At 31.3% G+C, this 20,894-nt stretch carries 17 protein-coding genes; 1 reads left to right on the forward strand and 16 read right to left on the reverse strand.

Annotated features, from left to right (window positions below):
• Nucleotides 1-5: 5 nt before the first annotated feature.
• From HLB29_RS05855 to purE, 9 genes are all read right to left on the reverse strand, one after another.
• A complete protein-coding gene (locus HLB29_RS05855) occupies nucleotides 6-395 on the reverse strand; it encodes an HMA2 domain-containing protein (RefSeq protein WP_185624226.1) in 390 nt (129 codons plus the stop codon).
• A gap of 12 nt (nucleotides 396-407) precedes the next feature.
• Nucleotides 408-998 carry an HMA2 domain-containing protein gene (locus tag HLB29_RS05860; RefSeq protein WP_185624227.1) on the reverse strand — a complete coding sequence of 197 codons (591 nt, stop codon included), beginning with the start codon at nucleotides 996-998 and terminating at the stop codon, nucleotides 408-410.
• A 141-nt stretch (nucleotides 999-1,139) separates the two neighbouring features.
• Nucleotides 1,140-1,970: a deoxyribonuclease IV gene (locus tag HLB29_RS05865; RefSeq protein WP_185624228.1), complete on the reverse strand. Its 831-nt coding sequence runs from the start codon at nucleotides 1,968-1,970 to the stop codon at nucleotides 1,140-1,142.
• Between the two features lie 316 nt (nucleotides 1,971-2,286).
• Nucleotides 2,287-6,069, reverse strand: a complete 3,783-nt coding sequence (locus tag HLB29_RS05870) for a phosphoribosylformylglycinamidine synthase (RefSeq protein WP_185624229.1) — start codon at nucleotides 6,067-6,069, stop codon at nucleotides 2,287-2,289.
• A complete protein-coding gene (gene purD / locus HLB29_RS05875) occupies nucleotides 6,053-7,321 on the reverse strand; it encodes a phosphoribosylamine--glycine ligase (protein WP_185624230.1) in 1,269 nt (422 codons plus the stop codon). The genes HLB29_RS05870 and purD overlap by 17 nt, the downstream gene beginning before the upstream one ends.
• A 24-nt stretch (nucleotides 7,322-7,345) precedes the next feature.
• Entirely contained in the window at nucleotides 7,346-8,878 is a 1,533-nt protein-coding gene (gene purH, locus HLB29_RS05880; protein WP_185624231.1) for a bifunctional phosphoribosylaminoimidazolecarboxamide formyltransferase/IMP cyclohydrolase, read from the reverse strand.
• A gap of 116 nt (nucleotides 8,879-8,994) precedes the next feature.
• Nucleotides 8,995-9,588: a phosphoribosylglycinamide formyltransferase gene (purN, locus tag HLB29_RS05885; RefSeq protein ID WP_185624232.1), complete on the reverse strand. Its 594-nt coding sequence runs from the start codon at nucleotides 9,586-9,588 to the stop codon at nucleotides 8,995-8,997.
• Nucleotides 9,589-9,598: 10 nt separating this feature from the next.
• Nucleotides 9,599-10,678, reverse strand: coding sequence for a phosphoribosylformylglycinamidine cyclo-ligase (purM, locus tag HLB29_RS05890; protein WP_185624233.1), 1,080 nt, complete (start codon nucleotides 10,676-10,678; stop codon nucleotides 9,599-9,601).
• Nucleotides 10,679-10,724: 46 nt separating this feature from the next.
• Nucleotides 10,725-11,198 carry a 5-(carboxyamino)imidazole ribonucleotide mutase gene (gene purE, locus HLB29_RS05895; RefSeq protein WP_185624234.1) on the reverse strand — a complete coding sequence of 158 codons (474 nt, stop codon included), beginning with the start codon at nucleotides 11,196-11,198 and terminating at the stop codon, nucleotides 10,725-10,727.
• A 427-nt stretch (nucleotides 11,199-11,625) separates the two neighbouring features.
• On the opposite strand from purE, the gene yaaA reads away from it, so the two are divergent.
• Nucleotides 11,626-12,381 carry a peroxide stress protein YaaA gene (gene yaaA / locus HLB29_RS05900; RefSeq protein ID WP_185624235.1) on the forward strand — a complete coding sequence of 252 codons (756 nt, stop codon included), beginning with the start codon at nucleotides 11,626-11,628 and terminating at the stop codon, nucleotides 12,379-12,381.
• A gap of 176 nt (nucleotides 12,382-12,557) precedes the next feature.
• Here yaaA and HLB29_RS05905 read toward each other — a convergent pair whose 3' ends face one another.
• The 7 genes from HLB29_RS05905 to hydG form a co-directional block, all read right to left on the reverse strand.
• Entirely contained in the window at nucleotides 12,558-14,453 is a 1,896-nt protein-coding gene (locus tag HLB29_RS05905; protein ID WP_185624236.1) for a cation:proton antiporter, read from the reverse strand.
• Between the two features lie 3 nt (nucleotides 14,454-14,456).
• On the reverse strand, nucleotides 14,457-15,029 hold the full coding sequence (locus HLB29_RS05910; RefSeq protein WP_185624237.1) for a nitroreductase family protein: 573 nt from the start codon (nucleotides 15,027-15,029) through the stop codon (nucleotides 14,457-14,459).
• A gap of 65 nt (nucleotides 15,030-15,094) precedes the next feature.
• On the reverse strand, nucleotides 15,095-16,171 hold the full coding sequence (locus HLB29_RS05915; RefSeq protein WP_185624238.1) for an SH3 domain-containing protein: 1,077 nt from the start codon (nucleotides 16,169-16,171) through the stop codon (nucleotides 15,095-15,097).
• A 117-nt stretch (nucleotides 16,172-16,288) separates the two neighbouring features.
• Nucleotides 16,289-17,344 (reverse strand): NADPH-dependent oxidoreductase, encoded by a 1,056-nt coding sequence (locus tag HLB29_RS05920; RefSeq protein ID WP_243155097.1) that lies wholly within the window; start codon nucleotides 17,342-17,344, stop codon nucleotides 16,289-16,291.
• Between the two features lie 192 nt (nucleotides 17,345-17,536).
• Nucleotides 17,537-18,037 carry a DUF1097 domain-containing protein gene (locus HLB29_RS05925; RefSeq protein WP_185624239.1) on the reverse strand — a complete coding sequence of 167 codons (501 nt, stop codon included), beginning with the start codon at nucleotides 18,035-18,037 and terminating at the stop codon, nucleotides 17,537-17,539.
• Nucleotides 18,038-18,127: 90 nt separating this feature from the next.
• Nucleotides 18,128-19,444 (reverse strand): GTPase, encoded by a 1,317-nt coding sequence (locus tag HLB29_RS05930; RefSeq protein WP_185624240.1) that lies wholly within the window; start codon nucleotides 19,442-19,444, stop codon nucleotides 18,128-18,130.
• 23 nt (nucleotides 19,445-19,467) lie between these two features.
• Nucleotides 19,468-20,871 carry a [FeFe] hydrogenase H-cluster radical SAM maturase HydG gene (gene hydG / locus HLB29_RS05935; protein ID WP_185624241.1) on the reverse strand — a complete coding sequence of 468 codons (1,404 nt, stop codon included), beginning with the start codon at nucleotides 20,869-20,871 and terminating at the stop codon, nucleotides 19,468-19,470.
• Nucleotides 20,872-20,894 lie beyond the last annotated feature (23 nt).

The raw sequence follows: 20,894 nt of genomic DNA on the forward strand, positions 1-20,894 counted from the left end.
CTCCTTTACTTAATACTATTAATCTTCATATAGTTTTCAAGTAAACTAAAAAGAATATTTTTTATTTCATCCTCCGTTTTCCCTTCCAAGCTGTTAATTAAGCTTTCATTATCTAAAGCTAATTTTTTTACAGCATTAAGCCAACTCACAATCATCTTGGAATTTAACTTTCGTTTATCATATTCTATTAATATAGTACCAATAATATTATTGATTTTTATATTATTTATTCCATCCAATTTTTTTATAGCTTCTATTCCATAATCTTGATATTGTATAGCTTCTGGCGGTATCTTTTTGTGATTATTTACTTTTAATCTTAGTCTCCCCGGTAAATCTGAAAGTATTTCAAACCTGAAAAGCATATTAATTAAAGCTGTTTTAAACTTAATCATATTCTATCATCCTTACATAAATAATGTAGTAGTCCACCATAAAAACGTGATATAGTCAGGAGTTCTCCTTGCGCCCATCTTTTTTACATCGTAAACAGCGGCTCCTAAAAATAATAATGCCATTAATGATTTAATATTTAAAATTCCTCCAGTAAAATCATATACTCCATTATTAATTGCATTTTTAAAAGTTCCTACTTTTTTTTCAATTTCAGAGGTTCTTCCTTCATCTAACTTTTCATCTAAAGAAAGTAATTTCATTATTACCCCCTCCAGTGTTTGAGCATCTAGGTTATCGGAATCATATTCCACTAATACACTACCTGTGACTAAATTCACTTCACATTTTTTTATTACAGAAATCTTTTTTACCTGAGATGTCAAAAGCTCAGCTAACTCCAAATTTGATTTCAAAACAGGAACAAAAAATCTTATTCTTCCGTTTACAGAACTTCTAACTTCCAATATGTTCTTAAAAGATGGAAGTTCAAGAGTATTTAATTTATTTTTAGAATATAACCCTAATGAACCTTTTTTGTTTTTACCTAAAATACTAGCTAATAAAAATAAAGTGCAAATATATCCTCTATTACATACTAACATCAGCATCACTCCATTCTTTTTTTAATTATATTATACCACTTTTATTTTCAATTACAAGTTAAATTTTGATTATTTTTATTGATTTTCAATATTTTTACGTTCTCAATTATATTTTTTATCATATTAATTGATAATACTTTTTTATTTTTCTAAATTCTTTAAAATTTCTATTTCTCTTTTGTAACCTTCAAAGTCATTTGGTGTCTCCAATATCATAGGCAAAGTTTTTAAGTAGGGATGATTTACTATTTTTTCAAATGTTGAAATTCCTAAAAAACCATCTCCAATCTTTTCATGTCTGTCTTTATGAGCTCCTATGGGATTTTTACTATCATTAATATGAAGTGCTTTTAACTTTTCCAGTCCTATTATTCTATCAAACTCCTCAATAACGCCATCCAAATCGTTAACTATATCATATCCGCCATCGTTTACATGACAAGTATCCAAGCAAACCCCTATCTTTTCTTTTAGTTTAACCTTATCAATAATTTCTTTAATTTCTTCAAAATTTCTTCCTATTTCAGTTCCTTTTCCTGCCATTGTTTCCAATAATACAGTTGTTGTCATTTCTTCATTTAAAACCTCGTTTAAAAGCTCTGAAATAAGCTTTATTCCTTTTTGACTCCCTTGTTTAACATGACTTCCCGGATGAAAATTATAATAATTTCCCGGTATCAACTCCATTCTTTCTAAATCCTCTTTCATTGCTTTAAAAGCAAAATCCCTCGTTTTTTCAGTAGAACTTGCAGCATTTAATGTATAAGGCGCATGTGCAACCAATTTAGCAAACTTATTTTCTGTAATATATTTATTAAATGCAGCAATATCATCCATATCTAACGCTCTTGCCTTGCCTCCTCTAGGATTTCTAGTAAAAAACGAAAATGTATTCGCTCCCATTGCCGTCGCTTCTTTTGCCATCGCTAAATATCCATTTGCAATAGATAAATGTGCTCCTATATTAATCATTTTTTTCTCCTTCTTTTGTAATTGTCTAATATCATTAGTTTACCCACTATCCATTGCAATAAAAACATTTTTATAATATGAAATACTTACATTAAAAGTTGGTATCTAATTATATTTTATAATCAAAATCAGCTTTTATCAATGAAAATAGTTACTATTTATCTTTTTTTATATTTTCCTACTACACTGGTAACTTCTCAAAATTAAAAAGCCATTCCATACAAATGAAATGACTTCTTAATTTAAACCGTAGTATTATAAACCTACTATAAAAATTTGTGATGCATTTATATAAGAATATATCAGAATATCTAAATTACAAGAAATATTTTACTCCTGATTCAAATAATTTTTGATCCTTCTCTCCTACTATATTCTTCATTACATATTCCCCTATTCTTTCAGAGTGACCCATTTTCCCTAAAATTCTACCGTCAGCTGAAGTGATTCCCTCTACGGCATAATAGGATCCATTTGGATTAAAATCTATATCATAAGTTGCTTTTCCTCTTAAATCGACATACTGTGTCGCTATCTGACCATTTTCTATTAAAGACTTCATAACTTCATCACTTGCCACAAATTTACCTTCTCCATGAGATATTACAATCGAATGAATATCATCTACTTCTGTATCAGCAAACCAAGGAGACTTATTTGATGCTATTCTTGTTTGAACCACTTTTGCCTGATGACGACCTATATTATTATAAGTAAGGGTAGGCATATCTGCTGATGGTATTTTTATTTCCCCATAAGGAACAAGACCCAATTTTATTAGAGCTTGGAATCCATTACATATACCTATCATCAATCCGTCTCTCTCATTTAAAAGTTTCATTACAGCTTCTTCAATCTTTGGATTTCTAAATACAGTAGCTATAAATTTAGCTGAACCATCCGGTTCATCGCCGGCAGAAAATCCACCGGGTAACATAACAATCTGACTCCTGTTAATTTGTTCAACCATCATATCAATAGATGATTCTATATCAGAATAATTCATATTTCTGAATACACCTATATGAGCCTCTCCGCCTGCTCTTTCAAATGCTCTGGCGGAATCGTATTCACAATTTGTACCTGGAAATGCCGGTATAAAAATCCTAGGTTTTGCAATCTTAATTGAAGATTTTGCCACTTCTCCACTTCTCTTAAAGCTGATATTCTCTATATTAGAAGTAATTGACTTCTTAGCCTTTGTCGGAAAAACAGATTCTAGTACACTATCATATTCATTATATAACTTGACCAGGTCTATTTCTTCACCAAAAATTTCAATAACAGAATTATCTGTAGTTTCACCTATAACTATATAATTTGAACCATCAAGTACATTTATATCTTCTTTAGCTATTTCAATTAATATACTTCCATATGACTGTTTAAATAATTCATCTTTATCAGAATATAAATCTGCAACATCTTCATCAAAACTGATTCCTATTCTATTACCAAACCCCATCTTAGCAATGGCTTCAGCTACACCACCATATCCTAATGCAAAAGATGAAAGAATTTTTTCAGACATTATAGCATTATGAATTACATCGAAATTCTTTTTCATTATATCAAAATCCGGAAATGCATAGTCTTTATAAGGAGTTTCAACTAATACAACTAAATTGCCTGATTTCTTAAATTCTTGAGAAACTATATATTTTGCATCTTGTGTATTTACTGCAAACGAAACTAAAGTAGGAGGTACATCTATATCTTTAAACGTTCCACTCATACTATCCTTACCACCTATTGCTGGAATTTCAAAATTTGTCTGAGCATAGTATGCACCAAGTAATGCTGCAAATGGTTTTCCCCAACGAGTAGCTTCTTTTCCTAATTTTTCAAAATATTCCTGAAAAGTAAGTCTGGCTGTACTATAATCTCCACCCAGGGCAACTAATCTGGATACGGACTCTACAACTGCATTTAATGCACCATGAAAAGTAGACCATTTACCAATTTTAGGATTATATCCAAAAGTCATTATAGAGGATGTATTAGTTTCCCCTTTCAGCACGGGAATTTTTGCCACCATACCGTTATTTGGAGTAGCCTGATATTTTCCACCATAAGGCATTATAACAGTATTTCCACCTACAGAATTATCAAATTTTTCAATCATTCCTCTCTGTGAACAGATATTTAAGTCTTTAAATGCATTTATAAACTTATCTTCAAGGCTTTGATATTTTGAAGTCACCTCTGTTAAATCTATATAAGTTGATTCTTCATCAATAGCCATAACCTCTATATCAGCATCCTGTTTAGAGCCATTAGTATCTAGAAATGATCTTTTTATATTTACTATATAATCACCATTCCATTTCATTCTCAAATATCCGGAATCTGTAACTGTAGCTACATGAGTTGCTTGAAGGTTTTCTTCTTTTGCCAATTCAATAAATCTTTCCTTATTTGAAACCTCGATTGCCACCGCCATTCTTTCTTGTGATTCGGAAATAGCTAACTCTGTACCATCCAAACCTTCATATTTTTTTGGTACCAAATCAAGATCTATCTCTAAACTATCAGCAATTTCTCCTATAGCAACAGATACACCACCTGCCCCGAAATCATTGCATCTCTTTATCATCTTTGCAGCTTCAGGATTTCTAAAAAACCTTTGTATTTTTCTTTCATTAGGTGCATCACCTTTCTGTACTTCAGCAGAACAAGTCGAAATACTTTCCTCACTATGTTCCTTCGAAGAACCTGTGGCTCCACCACAACCATCTCTACCGGTTTTTCCACCAAGTAAAATAATTACATCCCCGGCTTCCGGTCTTTTTCTGATTACATTTTCTTTCGGTGTGGCTGCTATTACTGCACCAACTTCCATTCTCTTTGCCACAAAATTTTCATCATATATTTCGACAACTTGACCTGCCGGTATACCTATTTGATTACCATAAGAGCTATAGCCGTTGGCAGCTTCTGTAGTTATCTTTTTTTGCATTAATTTTCCGGGAAGAGTTTCTTCTAATGATGCTCTAGGATCGGCTGAACCTGTCACTCTCATTGCCTGATACACATAACTTCTACCTGAAAGCGGATCCCTTATCGCCCCTCCAAGACAAGTTGCAGCTCCACCAAAAGGTTCAATCTCAGTAGGATGGTTATGTGTTTCATTTTTAAACATCAATAAATATTTTTCTTTTTTACCATCTACTTCAACATCTATATTTATACTACAAGCATTGATTTCTTCACTTTCATCAAGGTCATCCAGTTTTCCCTCTTTTTTAAGTTTCTTCATAGCTACTGTAGCTATATCCATCAGGCAAATATCTTTTTCTCTATCACCATATACAAATTTTCTATCTTCTAAATACTTATTATATGTATCTTTTACTATATCCGTAAATCTGCCTTCGGGAATTTTCACATCAGAAAATCTTGTCATAAATGTTGTGTGCCTACAATGGTCTGACCAATAAGTATCGAGAACTTTTATTTCAGTAATTGTAGGATTTCTTTTCTCATCATTTCTAAAATAATTCTGAATACACTTTAAATCTTTTATGGTCATAGCTAGACCATTGTTTTGAAGAAATTCTAAAAGGCCATCTGAATCAAGTTCTGTAAAGCCGTCTAATATCTCTACTTTTTTCGGCTTTTCATATTCCATTTCAAGAGTTTCAGGTTTTTCTAAAGATGCTTCCCTACTGTCTACTGCATTTATCAGGTATGATTTAATTTTTTCAAATTTATCATCAGTTATACCTTCTTCAATTACGATTACCTTTGAAGAATTTATATTTGGCCTTTTTCCATCATTTACTATTTCAGCGCACATACTAGCCCAATCTGCTCTTTGATCATACTGTCCCGGCAAATATTCAATAGCAAATACTCTCTCATTTGTAATATTTGGAATCTCTTCATAATATACATTGTCCAAATTAGCCTCGGAAAGTATAGTTTCAGCTACTTTTTTATAAGAACTCTCACTTATATTTTCTATATCATATCTATTTATTACTCTTACTTTCCCTATATCTATATGTAGACTTTCCCTTATATCGTTTTGCATTGCAACAGATTCTAAATCAAACCCGTCTTTTTTTTCAACAAAAACTCTATTTACCTTGCTCATAATTAACTCCTATATCCTTTCTGTAGTGCATTCCTTCAAATGATATTTTTTCTATATTCTTATAAACATTCTTTGCAGCCGCTTCTACATCCTTACCTCTCGAACACACACCTAAAACTCTACCTCCATTGGTTACTATTTCACCATTGGATAGTTTTGTACCACTATGAAATACAACTATGCTATCATCTACATCTTCAAGTCCTCTTATAGCTTTACCTTTTTCATATTCTTCCGGATAGCCTCCAGAAGCAAGCACAACGCAAGCCGCAGCATCATTAGAGTAATTTATTTCCACTTCACCTAATCTATCTTCGGTAATAGCCAACATTATTTCACTTAATTCGGAATCAAGTCTCATAAGAACTGACTGTGTTTCAGGATCTCCAAATCTACAGTTATATTCCAGTACTTTTTCACCTTCCGGAGTTATCATCAAACCAACAAATAATATCCCTCTAAATTCCAGCCCATCTTCCTGAAATCCTTTTAATGATTTCATAAGCACTTCATCGTATACTTTTTTTGCCAGTTCATCATTGTAAATAGTGCTTGGTGAAAAAGTTCCCATACCACCCGTATTTGGTCCTGTTTCAAGTTCATAAATTTTCTTATGGTCTTTAGCACTTTCCATCGGTATTATTGTGTTTTTATCTACAAATGCCAAAATGGAAGTTTCTATTCCAGTCAAAAATTCTTCTACAACTACTAAATTTCCGGAATCACCAAATTTTTTATCCCTCATTATCATATTCAGAGTATCTATGGCCTCTTTTCTATTCGTAGGTATTATGACACCTTTTCCAGCGGCCAATCCGTCCGCTTTAATCACCACCGGATATCCAAAACTATCTATTTCATCTATTGCCTTGTTTATATCAGTATATTCTTTGTATTTTGCAGTTGGTATATTATGTCTTACCATAAATTCCTTTGAAAAGAGCTTACTCCCCTCTAATCTAGAGCAGCTTTTATCTGGACCAAACACCCTTAGTCCTTTACTTGCAAATAAATCAGAAATTCCCATTACTAAAGGAACCTCCGGCCCCACAACGGTAAGATCTATCTTATTTTGTATAGCAAAATCAGCTAGTTTTTCAAGTTCTGTGTCTTTTATATCAACACACTCTGCAACATCCGCAATTCCGGCATTTCCCGGTGCACAATATATTTTTTCAACATTTTTTTCACCATTCAGTTTCCAACAAATCGCGTGTTCTCTTCCGCCACCACCTACTACTAATACTTTCATGATATCCTCCTATATAAAATAATCTTAGTGCTTAAAGTGTCTTATACCTGTAAATACCATACTGATTTCCAATTCATTACAAGCCTTTATTGAATCCTCATCTCTCATAGAACCACCCGGCTGTACGATTGCCTTTATTCCATATTCCGCAGCTAATCTGACACAATCATCAAATGGGAAAAATGCATCAGAAGCTAGAACTGCACCTTCAAAATTCTTTTCATCTTTATTATTTACTATTGCATTGCTTAATGCCCATATTCTTGAAGTCTGACCACATCCCATTGCAAGAGTCTGACCATCCTTTACAATTGCTATTGCATTCGATTTCAAATTCTTTACAACCTTCATTCCGAATTCCATATCTTTTAACTCTTGTACAGTAGGCTGTTTTTTTGTTACAACTTCTTGCTTTTCTGCAATAATTACATCCTTATCTTGAAGAAGAAGCTTACCATCAAGATACTTCATATCATACGTTTGCAAACTTTCTTCTATTTTCTTCAGTTTTAATAATCTTATATTTTTCTTCTTTTCAAGTATCTCTAGAGCTTCCGGTTCAAAATCATAAGCCACAACTATCTCCAAAAATATACTATTTAACATCTCTGCAGTAGCCTTATCTACAGTAGATGTAATGCCTACAATACCTCCAAAAATTGATATCTTATCTGATTCATAACACTTAGTATATGCTTCTAAAGTATTTTTTCCAAGCCCTACCCCACAGGCATTTGCATGTTTAATTGCAACTGCACAAACTTCCTTGGAATCTCTAAATTCTCTCATAAATTCCAAGCATCCTGCAAGATCATTTATATTATTAAAAGATAGTTCCTTTCCGTGTAATTGTTCATAATTCAATATAGGATTTTTTGCATTAGGCTGAATATATAAAAATCCTCTTTGATGACTATTTTCACCATATCTAAGTTCAGTTTCTTTTTCAAATGTTAGATTTAGGATTTCAGGATATTTATCGCCAACTACTTCTGCAAAATATGAAGATATAAGAGCATCATATCTGGCAGTAGTAGCAAAAGCCTTATAAGCAAACTCTCTTTTGTCTTCAATGGTTAAGCCACCATTCTCCAATTTTTCAATTACCTTTGGATAATCGGCTATATCTACAACTACAGTAACGTCTTTATAATTTTTTGCCGCGGATCTTATCATAGAAGGACCACCTATATCTATATTTTCAACTATTTCTTCATGTGATTTACCACTTCTTACAGCACCTTCAAAATCATAAAGACTTACTACAACAATGTCTATTGAACCTATATTATGTTCCTTTACAGTATTTACATGAGAGTGTAAATCTCTTCTATACAATATTCCACCATGAATATACGGATTTAGTGTTTTTACCCTACCATCAAGTATTTCAGGAAAATTTGTTACCTCTTCAACCTGAATTACATTAACACCATTTTCATGAAGTTTCTTAAAAGTATTGCCTGTAGATATTATTTCATACCCCAACTCATTTAATTTTTTACCAAACTCTACTACACCCGTCTTATCTGTAACACTTATTAAAGCTCTTTTCATCCTATAAATACCTCCAAAATCAATATCCAACTGTCTTACAATATCATCTTTTAAACAAAAAATGAATGTTAATGAATAAAACTATTATCAAAATTTTATTTTTTTATTTGCTCATACTATTTATCTATAAACACAACCCTGTCTTTTTTTCTTATTTTATCATCACAAAAATCTTTGACTACTTTTTTAAGAATTTTATGCTCTATTTCTAAGACCTTTTTTTGTAAATCCTCTGCTGAATCTTCGGGATAAACTTCTACCGTATCTTGTGCAATTATAGCGCCTGTATCTGCATTTTCATCTACAAAGTGAACAGTTGCACCGCTAACTTTCACTCCATAATCAATTGCTGCCTGATGAACTTTCAATCCATAAAATCCCTTCCCACAGAACGAAGGAATTAGAGATGGATGAATATTTATAATTTTATTTTCAAAAGAATTTGTAAACTCAGAGCTAAGTATTTTTAAAAATCCGGCAAGAACTATTAGATCTACTTCATTCTTTTTTAATTCATTTATTATTTCTCTTTCGTCATTTAAAAATACAGCCTTTATATTATGTTTTCTAGCCCTTTCCAGTCCATATGCATTCTCTTTATTAGATATTACTACACTTATTTTTCCTTTGATTTCCCTCGATTCAATTGCATCTATAATAGATTGAAGATTAGATCCACCACCTGAAATCAAAACGGCTATATTCTTCATCTTGGACCCCCTAAAAATCAAATTCTACTCCTTCATGTCTGTCTGTAACACTTCCTATTATATAAGCTTTATCATCCATGAGCTCTTTATATTTATCTTCAACAAAAGGAACATTATCACTTTTTCTATTATTTATAAAATCTACTAATTTTTCCGCCTCTTCTTTATCTGTTATCATTACAAGCCCTATTCCCATATTAAAGCTTTTGTGTAATTCTCTTTTTTCAACTGCGTTAAATCCTTCTATCATTTCAAAAATAGGAGGTTTCTTCCAGGATTTTGCATCTATATCAAGCCCTAGACCTTTTGGTACTACTCTCACTATATTTTCCACTAAGCCACCACCTGTAATATGGGCTATAGCCTTTATATTGTGATTTTTTATAGAATCCAAAGCTAAATTCACATATATTTTTGTAGGAGTCAGTAATGCTTCTCCCAAAGTCATACCTAATTCTTCTATATTTTTTTCCAAACTCATTTTATATTCTTCTAAAAATATCTTTCTCACAAAAGAGAATCCGTTACTATGAACTCCACTGGAAGAAATTCCCACAAGTACATCTCCTGATTTAACCTGCTTACCGCTTATTATTTTATTTTTATCTGCTATACCTATTGAAAATCCGGCTAAATCGTAATCATCTTCTCCATACATACCAGGCATTTCAGCTGTTTCTCCACCTATAAGAGCACATCCACTGATTTTGCATCCATCGGCAATTCCACCCACTATTTTTTCTATATGTTCAGGAACTAGCTTGCCCAGTGCAATGTAGTCAAGAAAAAACATCGGTTTAGCACCTTGACAGATCAAATCATTTACACACATAGCCACCAAATCTATACCTACAGTATCATGTTTGTCGACCATTTGGGCAATTTTAAGTTTAGTACCCACTCCATCCGTTGAGGCAAGTAATACTGGTTCTTCCATACCCATATAGTCTTTTAAAGAATATAATCCGCTGAAATTCCCCAAATCGCCAATTACATTTGAATCATATGTTCCTTTTATTTTTCCCTTTATCAAATCAACTGCTCTATTTCCCTCGTCAATATCTACACCAGAACTCTTATAAGTCAACATTATTAAAATCTCCTTCTTAAATTATATAAATACCAATCACCATTAACTATCTTAAACTAGCATCATCCTCTAAGACCTTATCTGCCATTTCCCTTCTATAATCAGCTATTTTCTCTTTAAATTCAGGGAATTTTATACTTCCCATCTGCATAGCCATCAATGCAGCGTTAATACTTGAATCTATTGTAACAGTTGCTACAGGTATGCCACTTGGCATCTGAACCATAGATAAAAGCGAGTCAAGTCCGTCCATTGTAGATGATTTAATAGGCAAACCAACTACAGGAATTAAAGATTGGGCTGCTACTACTCCCGGAAGATGAGCTGCTTTTCCAGCAGCTGCGATTATTACATCTGTATCATTCTTTATTTCTTCAAGAAATTCAGTCAATTCTATTGGAGTTCTATGTGCCGACAGTACTCTAACCACAACATCAACCCCAAATTTTTTTAATAAATCGATTCCACTTTCCAACTTCGGATAATCGGATTTTGATCCCATAATAACTGCTATTTTCATTATAATTCTCCTTTTACTAAAAATAATATTTATAATTTTTCTAAATTTCATTTTAAAAAACTTCTTTTATACTCATTTTTTTAACTATAGTTCTAAATAATACGAACTTTATACTAAAATAATATCCTAATATACAGACTTTTTCAATAGTTTATTTATTTTTTTTCAAAAAAAGCCCATTTTTCACGAACTTTATTTCTATTATCAATAATAAATATTCTGTTTTTACTAATATATGCAATATTTATAATTGGGTTGAAATTTAAATATATATTTTAATACAAAATATTTATTTTTATAAAAACATCTTATATCAATTTTTCAATATGGAATATAAATAATTTTTATTGCTCAGGTCTATTAAAAATAAAAAAAATTGATATAATAAATACTATATAATATGATTATTTTTGAAAGGGGTAAACCTATGATTACTTTTATATCGCCAGCTAAGGGTTTTAATGACATTGATATATCAGGCACGTCAAGCCCTGAATACATAATTGAATCAAAATCCATAGTTAACAAGCTGAAAACACTTGATGTAAATGAAATAAGTAAAATTATGAAAATAAAAAGTGAACTTGCAAAGCTAAACTACGATAGATTTATAAACTTTAAATTTGATAAGAACGGCACACCGGCCATTTTAAGCTACAGCGGTTTACAGTATCAAAATATAAATGTATTCAGTTTAACAGATGATGATTTACAATATGCTAATTCGCACATTAGAATACTTTCCGGACTTTATGGGATAGTGAAACCACTGGACTCAATCTATCCATATAGGTTGGAAATGATGACAAAAATAAATATAGATGGACACAAAAACCTATATGAATACTGGTCAGATAAGTTATATAAATCATTAAAAAGAGCTTCTAATGGTGTAATTGTAAACCTTGCATCAGATGAATACTCTAAATGTGTGAAAAAATATGTCGATGATAATGTAAAATACATCACCTGCATATTTAAGATTGAAAAAAATAATACCTTAAAAACACTTGCAACTGCATCAAAAACTGCTAGGGGTAATATGATTAATTATATAATTAAAAACAGGATTGACAATTACAAACTATTAAAAAACTTCGATATTGATGCTTACAAATTCAACGAAAAACTTTCAAATGAAGATACTAACTTAGTCGAATATGTTTTTGTCAAAAAAATATAGACAATCATATTTATTTTTTAATTTTATATATAAAAATAGACTTTGAATTGAAACATATCCAAAGTCTATTTTATAATTTCTTTTCAGCAAATAATTTAATTAATATACTAACTTCAAAAATATATTTTCATAACTTAACAATATTTATATACAAAAAGCAATATTCTTCGTAATTTCTAATTATTGAAATTTTTTTGAAACTTATCTCTTATATTTGTTAGTACCTTTTCATATTTCTCAAAACTTTCAAAATTTATTTCATTGTATCCCATTTCATCAGGAGGAGTAAGTGATACTATATAATCCCCTTCAGAAACTTTAGGTTGTCCAGTTGTAGTAAAAAATGTAATATCTCCGCTCTCAGTCATAGCAAGTATATTAATTTTTCTAAAATCCGATTTTTCATAATAATCTTTTGTTGAAAATTCACTTGTTATTTTAGTCGCTGTAAATTTATATCCCTGATTAACTAACTCAACCAGGTTTAAATAAGTAGCTCTATAATCGCCTAACCTAGTCGATTGTATATGTCTAAGTTCCTTAAATTCATTTTTTATTTTATCTCCTAATACATTTACTATACATACATTATTTCTACCAAATCTACCCGTAAATTCATTGGCAACCATAATATTATAAAGAGGTATTGGAGTATTTAATAACATATTTTTATATATAACCAAATCTAAATTATAGTTAGCAACTTCATATAATATTTCCCCTCTATGATGCTCTATATCCATTTCAATAGCATGCTTTAAATGATATTCACTATATTCTACAATTAAAACCGGAATATCTACAGTAGCCAAAAAATCAGCTAATGCCACAGAAAATTTATTAGAACCCACAATTATCAGCCCCGGTTTGCCATCATGTGCAACACCTAATTTTTTTGCTAATGGTTGTATGGAAAATCCATGGGCAAAAACCGTTACTATTACAAGGGCAAATGTCAATGCCAACAATATTTCGGCATCCTTATATCCTTGTGCTACAAGTAAATTCGAAAAATACCCTGTAACTGTAAGCGCTACTATACCTCTTGGAGCTATCCATCCTACTAATGCCTTTTCTTGCAAAGTTATATCTGTGCCTATAGTTGAAATCCAAATTGACAAAGGCCTTACTACAAATAACATGGATAATACAAACAATATTATCCTTGGTTCAAATACACTGATTAATATTTCTCTAGATAAAGAGGCCGTAAGCATTATAAATACAGATGAAGTGAGCAATATCGATATATTTTCATTAAAATGAAGTATATCATTAATTTCGCTTATTTTCATATTACCCATTGCCACACCCAGCACAGTAACAGCCAATAAACCTGTTTCATGAGATATTAATTCGCTTAAAGTGAATACTCCTATAACAATTGCCAACACTATAGCGGGCTTTAAGTATTCCGGAAAATAATGTTCTCTAAGAGCAATACTCATAAACTTAGCAGCGAAATAACCTATTATCACAGCTGCTACTACTCCTAGCATGAAATGAATAAGAATCTTTACATCACTACCCCCGGATGATGAAATTACCCTTGCTAACTCAAGAGAAAAAACTGCTAGTATGGCTCCTAAAGGATCAACCAATATCCCTTCCCACTTTAATATGGCAGATACTCTTTTATCCAACTTTGCTTGTCTCAACAAAGGAAGAATAACGGTAGGACCTGTAACTATTAGTATCGCTCCTATTACCAAAGATGTAGTAATAGAAAGATCTGCAATAAAATGTGCAGCCAAACTTCCTAAAATCCAAGCTATAAAAGCACCGAATATTACTATTCTTTTTATAGTGAATTTTGTGTCCTCTATTTCCTCAAAATTCAAAGATAAGCTACCCTCAAATAAAATCAATGCCACTGATAATGAAATAATTGTCTTATACATGCCTTCTCCAATTATTTCAGAAGGTATTATAATATTAAATAGTGGACCGATTATTAAACCACACAAACTCATTATTACTATTGCGGGTTTTGATATTTTCCATGCTACCCATTGTGATAATATACCTAAAAAAATTATCAAAGCAATTGCCGTAGTGGTTGTAAAAGTCATAAACTACCCCCTGTCCGTCTCTCCATTAAAAATAATTGGATGCTTTCGTTTTGGTGGTTTGGATTCTTTGGATATATATCCCATTATAAGGGATGAAACTACTTCATAGTTTTCAGGAACACCATATTTTTCCTTAATTTCTAATTTATTCAATATATGCTCCCCAAATCCTATCCAACAAGTTCCTATACCTTTGCTGAATGCCGCCAAAATAATATTCTCCGTGACACAAGAGCAATCTTCCTTATACCAATGTGCTGATTTATCTCCATAGACCACAACTAAATTTTCTGCATCATAGAAAATATTATATTCCGGATCTCTAAACCATTCTTCATATTTCTTAAAATGAGGCAAATCATCTATCATTTCAAGAATGTCTCTTTTGGCAATATTTGAAATTTCTTTCAACTCTTTTTTATCTTGAATTATAACGAACCCCCATGGTTCTCTCATTTGTGCTGTTGGAGCACACACACTTATTTCCAAAAGTTCCTTAATTATGTCATATTCTAATTTTTTATCAGAAAATTTTCTGTAACTCCTTCTATTTTTTATACATTCTAATATTTCCATAGATATCCTCCATAAATTATTTAATCAAAATGTTACATTTTTCTTATATTTTCAACATAAAAATCTTATCTTATTGTTCCATTTAAGGTATTATACGATATCCAACCGGCAGTATACTTATTTTTACTTGAAGAATATGTTATTTTACACCAGATTCTTGAATCACTTTCTATATGAGTCTCTTCTATATAAACGCTATCGCCCTTTTCCAAATTATCCATGATTTCAGATTCCCTAGACGGTTCTTTCCTTACATTTGCCTTGATAGAAGTAATAAACTGTTCTGTTCCTACTATTGATTTCGATTTATCATAGAGATTTTTACTCTTCCTGGATGCGATTTTTTTCAAATTTTCCTCCTCAGAAGGCGAAAGTTTTTCTTTTTCATCAGCACTCTTATTCAACGATATTCTTTCTTTTAATTTGATGGCGGGCTTATATTCCGGTAATACGTTTACCATTTTATTTATTTCGGACAAAGCAAATTCATGTTCTCCAATATCTTGCTTTGTTGATATTTCTTCAATCCATTCTTTAGATGCAATATCTAACATAGAATTCATTTCTTTAATGGTTTTATCATCTGTGGAACTTATAGTAAGTAAAACTTCAATTGCCCCCTCATAATCTTGAATTTCTATATTATTTTTTGCTTCTTTTAAGAGCTCAATATTTTCAAAATTTCTGGACATATATTTATAACTTTGACTATATTTTTGTTCTCCGGTCTGCTCAAATAATTTTCTATATGTATCTGCTGCCGCTTTATAATTTCTATCTTCAATGTATTGTTCGGCCTCTCTTTCTAAAGATGAAATCCTTGATAGATGCCTTACCAAAACAAAACTAAATATAGAAATACTTACTATAACGAATGTTGAAACTATAATAAATATATTCTTTCTTTTCTTTTTATGATTCTCATTTTGTTTTATATATGATTCAAATTCGTCATTATATTCACTATCGGAGTTATTTTCTTTAGATGTTTCAGACTGTTTTTCCAAAAAATCATTTGCTAACTCAGGATCATCCAATAGTCTTCTAGTCTCTTTATTGAATTTTATCTCTTGTGTGTCCTGACTTAAATCTTTACTATCAATCATCCTATGTTCATTAATATTTCTATCTTTCCATCTCATAAAATACCTCCTTTCAAAATTTTAAAATCAATATCCAATGATATTTTTTAATATATAAAGTATCATCCCACTTACTATAATACTCTTTTCTTACTTATTTCTCAACATCTTAAAAGGCTATTCTTCATCAATTCTAGATTCAATCATATAGATTAAAGAGTCTACCGGCATATCACCCATATCTGCCAATTGCTGCATATTCATTTGGGATAACTCGACCGTACCTGCTAATGTTCTAAGTTTATTGAATCTGGGATTAATGACAAGTAAATAATCTTTGACAAATGGGTATTTATCAAAAAGTTCTCTAACACCTGACTCCGCTTTAAATCCCATTTTACTTTCCTCAAAAACATGTTCCTCAACTACTTTCGGTGCTTTTTTAAACATAGTTCTGATTTCACTTTCAGGAATATATTCTAAATTCAGTTCAAACCCCTGCTTTCTTATAAAATTCATTATTTTAGTTCGATTTTCTCTTGTTAAAGGAAATTTTGTGTATACATGGTTTGTAAAAGAATCATACCTGAAATTTGTTTCTCTGTTTTTATAGTATTCCTCCAAAATTTTATCATAATCTTTTAATGCTTTAATGTAGCTTTCTTGAATTTTGTATTGATTTTCAAAAACTTTTAACTCAGAACTCATTCTAGGCTTTTTGTCCGGTTTTTCATCCGGATAACCAAATCCAATTCCAAGAACAGGGAAAGTATATTCCGGCAAATTTAATATTTTTATCATTTCTTCAGGATCATTTAATATACTTCCAAAAAAGACACCACCTAATCCCAAGCTTTCCACCGCTATCATTACATTTTGTGCTGCCAAAACTGAATCTGAAAATGCTTGAAAAAATTTATCCATATCATTTCTATTTTCCGGATAAGAATCTAGTTCTGCCAATATACTTGCATTTCTGAATACATCTGCAACAAATATCCATAATTCCGGTACATCGACAACATATGGTTGCATACAAATGTCTGCAATTGCTTTTTTCTTTTCTTTATCAGTTATTCTTATGATACTAAATGTCTGCATCGCAACACTCGATGATGTCTGATTTGCTACATTTATAATAGTTTCTATTATATCCTTACTAAGTGATTCTTGCTTGAACTTTCTTATAGATCTGTGTTCTAATTGAGTTTTTATAGTTTCATTCATTATCATTTTTTTCCTCCGTCTATTATAAATAACTTATTATAGTTTTATTATTATATAATATTATACCCATTCTGAAACCAATAAACAATATATACTAAACATAATATACTAAACATACAAAAAGCGTTAATAATAGACCTGTCCAAAAGCAAATCCTTATTAACGCACATTATAATATATTAAATTGCACTTATGAGCTTATTGCTCAATTTCTTGTTTTCCAAACTTCCTAAATATTATTTGCCCTAGTGTATCACAACTAATAGCCAATATCGCACCACAAATAAATGAAATCGCTACATGTATTACCTCTGCACTTAACACATTTACTCCTACTGATGCAGCTGCAAAAGTTGTAAAGCACCCCATAAAAGCACCCGGTATAAACCAAAGAACTTTTGCCTTAGACTGCCAACACATAGTTGCAGATATAATTCCTGTCATCAACACAGGTAAAAAAGCTGATGTAGGTAAAAATCCTGAAATAAACATGGCAAATATTGCTGATATCATTCCCGAAAAAGTAGAAAAAATAGCTGTTTTTACTCCTTCTAATCCATGTTTTCCAGAAGCAAAATATGCAGTACATCCAGAAAATCCTACCCATGTTATTAATCCTAAAGCCGGTATTGAAGAAATCCATCCCCAAATAGCACAACATATACCCGTACCTAATCCTAAAGCAAACAATAAACTCATATAAACCTCCGTATAATAATTATAATAATTTCATCGACTATTATACCACATATATCGCTTGTCTGCTAATTTTTACTTTTATATAGGTTGCTATTTAATAATGAGGTTTCCCTTATTTTTATCTTTAATAACGCCCTTTAAGTATGCTAATACTATACCGTAATTTGTAATAGGAACATTATTTAATTTAGCTTGATTAACCTTATTCATAATTGAAGTTCTAGTAACCATACATCCACCGCAATGTATTATCATTGCATATTTTGATAAATCTCCGGGAATATTTTTCCCATGAGAAAAAGAGAATTTAATATCCTTTCCTGTTTTCTTTTTAATTAAATTCGGAATTTTTACAGTACCTATATCCTCGTGTGATACTGTATGGGTGCAAGATTCTGCTATTAATACAGTATCTCCGTCCTTGAGATTATAAATATATTTCGCACCTTCTATAAATTCTTCTATATCCCCTTTTTGTCTGGCAAAGAGAATGGAAAAACTGGTAAGTTTCATATCTTCAGAAATTATTGAATCCACTTTTTCAAATATCTGGGAATCTGTTATAACTAAATCAATATTTTTATTTTCTTCTAATATTTCTTCAAGTTCCGTATCTCTAACGACAATTACTTTTATACCGAGATCCAAACATTCTCTAATAACCTGTACTTGCGGTAATATCAATCTTCCCTTTGGTGCCTCTGAATCCACCGGAACAACTAATAAAATAGTATTTCCTTTCTCAGCTATATTATGCAACAAGCCTTTTTCTTCTTCAGTACTCTCTAAAACTGAAATCAATTTTGAAACCAATTTTGTTTTATAATTCTCTAATACTTTTGATATTTCGCTGTTTATTATTTCAGAAGAGAATAGTGCTATATCATTAAATTTATCTTCTATAGGCTTTAATATATCTTTAACACTTTCGTCCAGTAAATCCAATTTGCTGATTATAAAAATATGCTTTTTATTCAAAGCGTCATACTGATCCCTATATATTTTTAATCTATTTATTATATATTCTTCTATATTTTCACATGACAATTTTCCCGAATTCTCATTTAAAATATCATTTATACTACTTCCAACTTTATTCACAAGTAAATCTTCAATAGAAATCACATGTATTATGACATCGGAATTCATGATTTCCTCTTGGCTTTTCTCTACTCTCATTTTTCCGAGATCGCCTTCATCATCCAGTCCCGCAGTATCGACTAAATTAATCGGACCATAACCTATCAACTCCATTGCCTTAAAAACAGGATCGGTCGTTGTCCCTGCAAAATCAGAAACAATCGACCTATCTTGACCTAAAATTAAATTGAATAAAGTGGACTTCCCTGCATTTCTATTCCCTACTAGCACAACGGTTTTTCTATTGGCAGTTGGTGTATTTTGCATAAAAACCTCCAATCATCTATTCATTATATATATAAATCTCTTTCACCCTTTTTAAGTTTATCTATATTCCCCAATGTAAAATTGACTATATCTTCTCTATCTATTGTAGATGCCTGCTCTCTTACAAATTTTTCAGCCTTTTTCAAGAACTCTTCATCTCCATAGTCTACTGCATATTCCATCAAAGTTGTCAATGCATTTGGCTTGCACATATAATGTATTTTTTCAGATTTAGCAATATTCATAAATTTTTCACCAGTTCTGCCGGTTCTATAACAAGCCGTACAATAACTAGGAATATAATTATCATCTATCAAATCATTAATCACTTGAAGTGGAGTTCTTTCATCCGCCATTTTAAATTGTGCTATATTTTCTCCTTTCAAAGATTCCTGATATCCGCCAACTCCCGTACATGATCCCGCACTTACTTGAGAAATACCATATTCTAATAGTTCCTTTCTCATATCAGCATCTTCTCTTGTGGAAAGAATCATTCCCGTATATGGTACGGCAATACGTATTATAGCTACTATTTTTTTAAACATATCATCATCTACCAGATTTGGAAAACTTTCCAATGTGACACCTTCTGCCGGTCTAAGTCTAGGAACAGAAATAGTATGGAATCCTACACCAAACTTTTTTTCAAGGTGCTGATTATGTAGCATTAAAGATAACACCTCAAATTTCGGATCAGCTAATCCAAATAACACTCCGGCTCCTACATCATCTATTCCACCCTCCATTGCCCTGTCAAAAGCAGTGGTATGATAATCATAATTTCCTTTAATACAGTTAGGATGCATTTTTTTATAAATTTCTTCATCATATGTTTCCTGGAATAATATGTAAGTTCCTATCTGTGCTTCTTGAAGTTTTTTATAATTTTCCACAGTAGTAGCGGCTATATTAACATTAATCCTTCTAATTACACCATTTTTATTATAAGTATCATATATTGTATCAATAGCCTCGAGAACATATTCAATAGGACAATTTAGAGGATCTTCCCCTGCTTCTAAGGCAAGCCTCTTATGTCCCATTTGTTCAAGAATTTCTACCTCTTTTCTTATTTCATCCATTGTAAGTTTTCGTCTCACAAACTTATTCTTACATTTATATCCACAATATACACAATTATTTACACAATAATCACTAATGTATAATGGGGCGAAAAGTACTACTCTATTTCCGTAAACATCCTTTTTTATCTGACCGGATACCTCAAAAAGTTTTTTCAACTGTTCTTTGTTTTCTATCTCCAATAATGCTGCTATTTCGGAATGCTCAAGTCCCTTTTTATTTTTCGCTTTTTCCAAAATCCTATCGATATCCTCTTCAGTAGTTCCTTTTGCCTCCTCCAATAGACGGAGAACATACTCCCTGTCTATTTTCATGTTTTCATCAAATCTTTTTCTACTCATTTTTCTCCACCTTTCAAATCAGA

The organism is Peptostreptococcus canis (assembly GCF_014229965.1).
Taxonomy (GTDB): Bacteria; Bacillota; Clostridia; order Peptostreptococcales; family Peptostreptococcaceae; genus Peptostreptococcus; species Peptostreptococcus canis.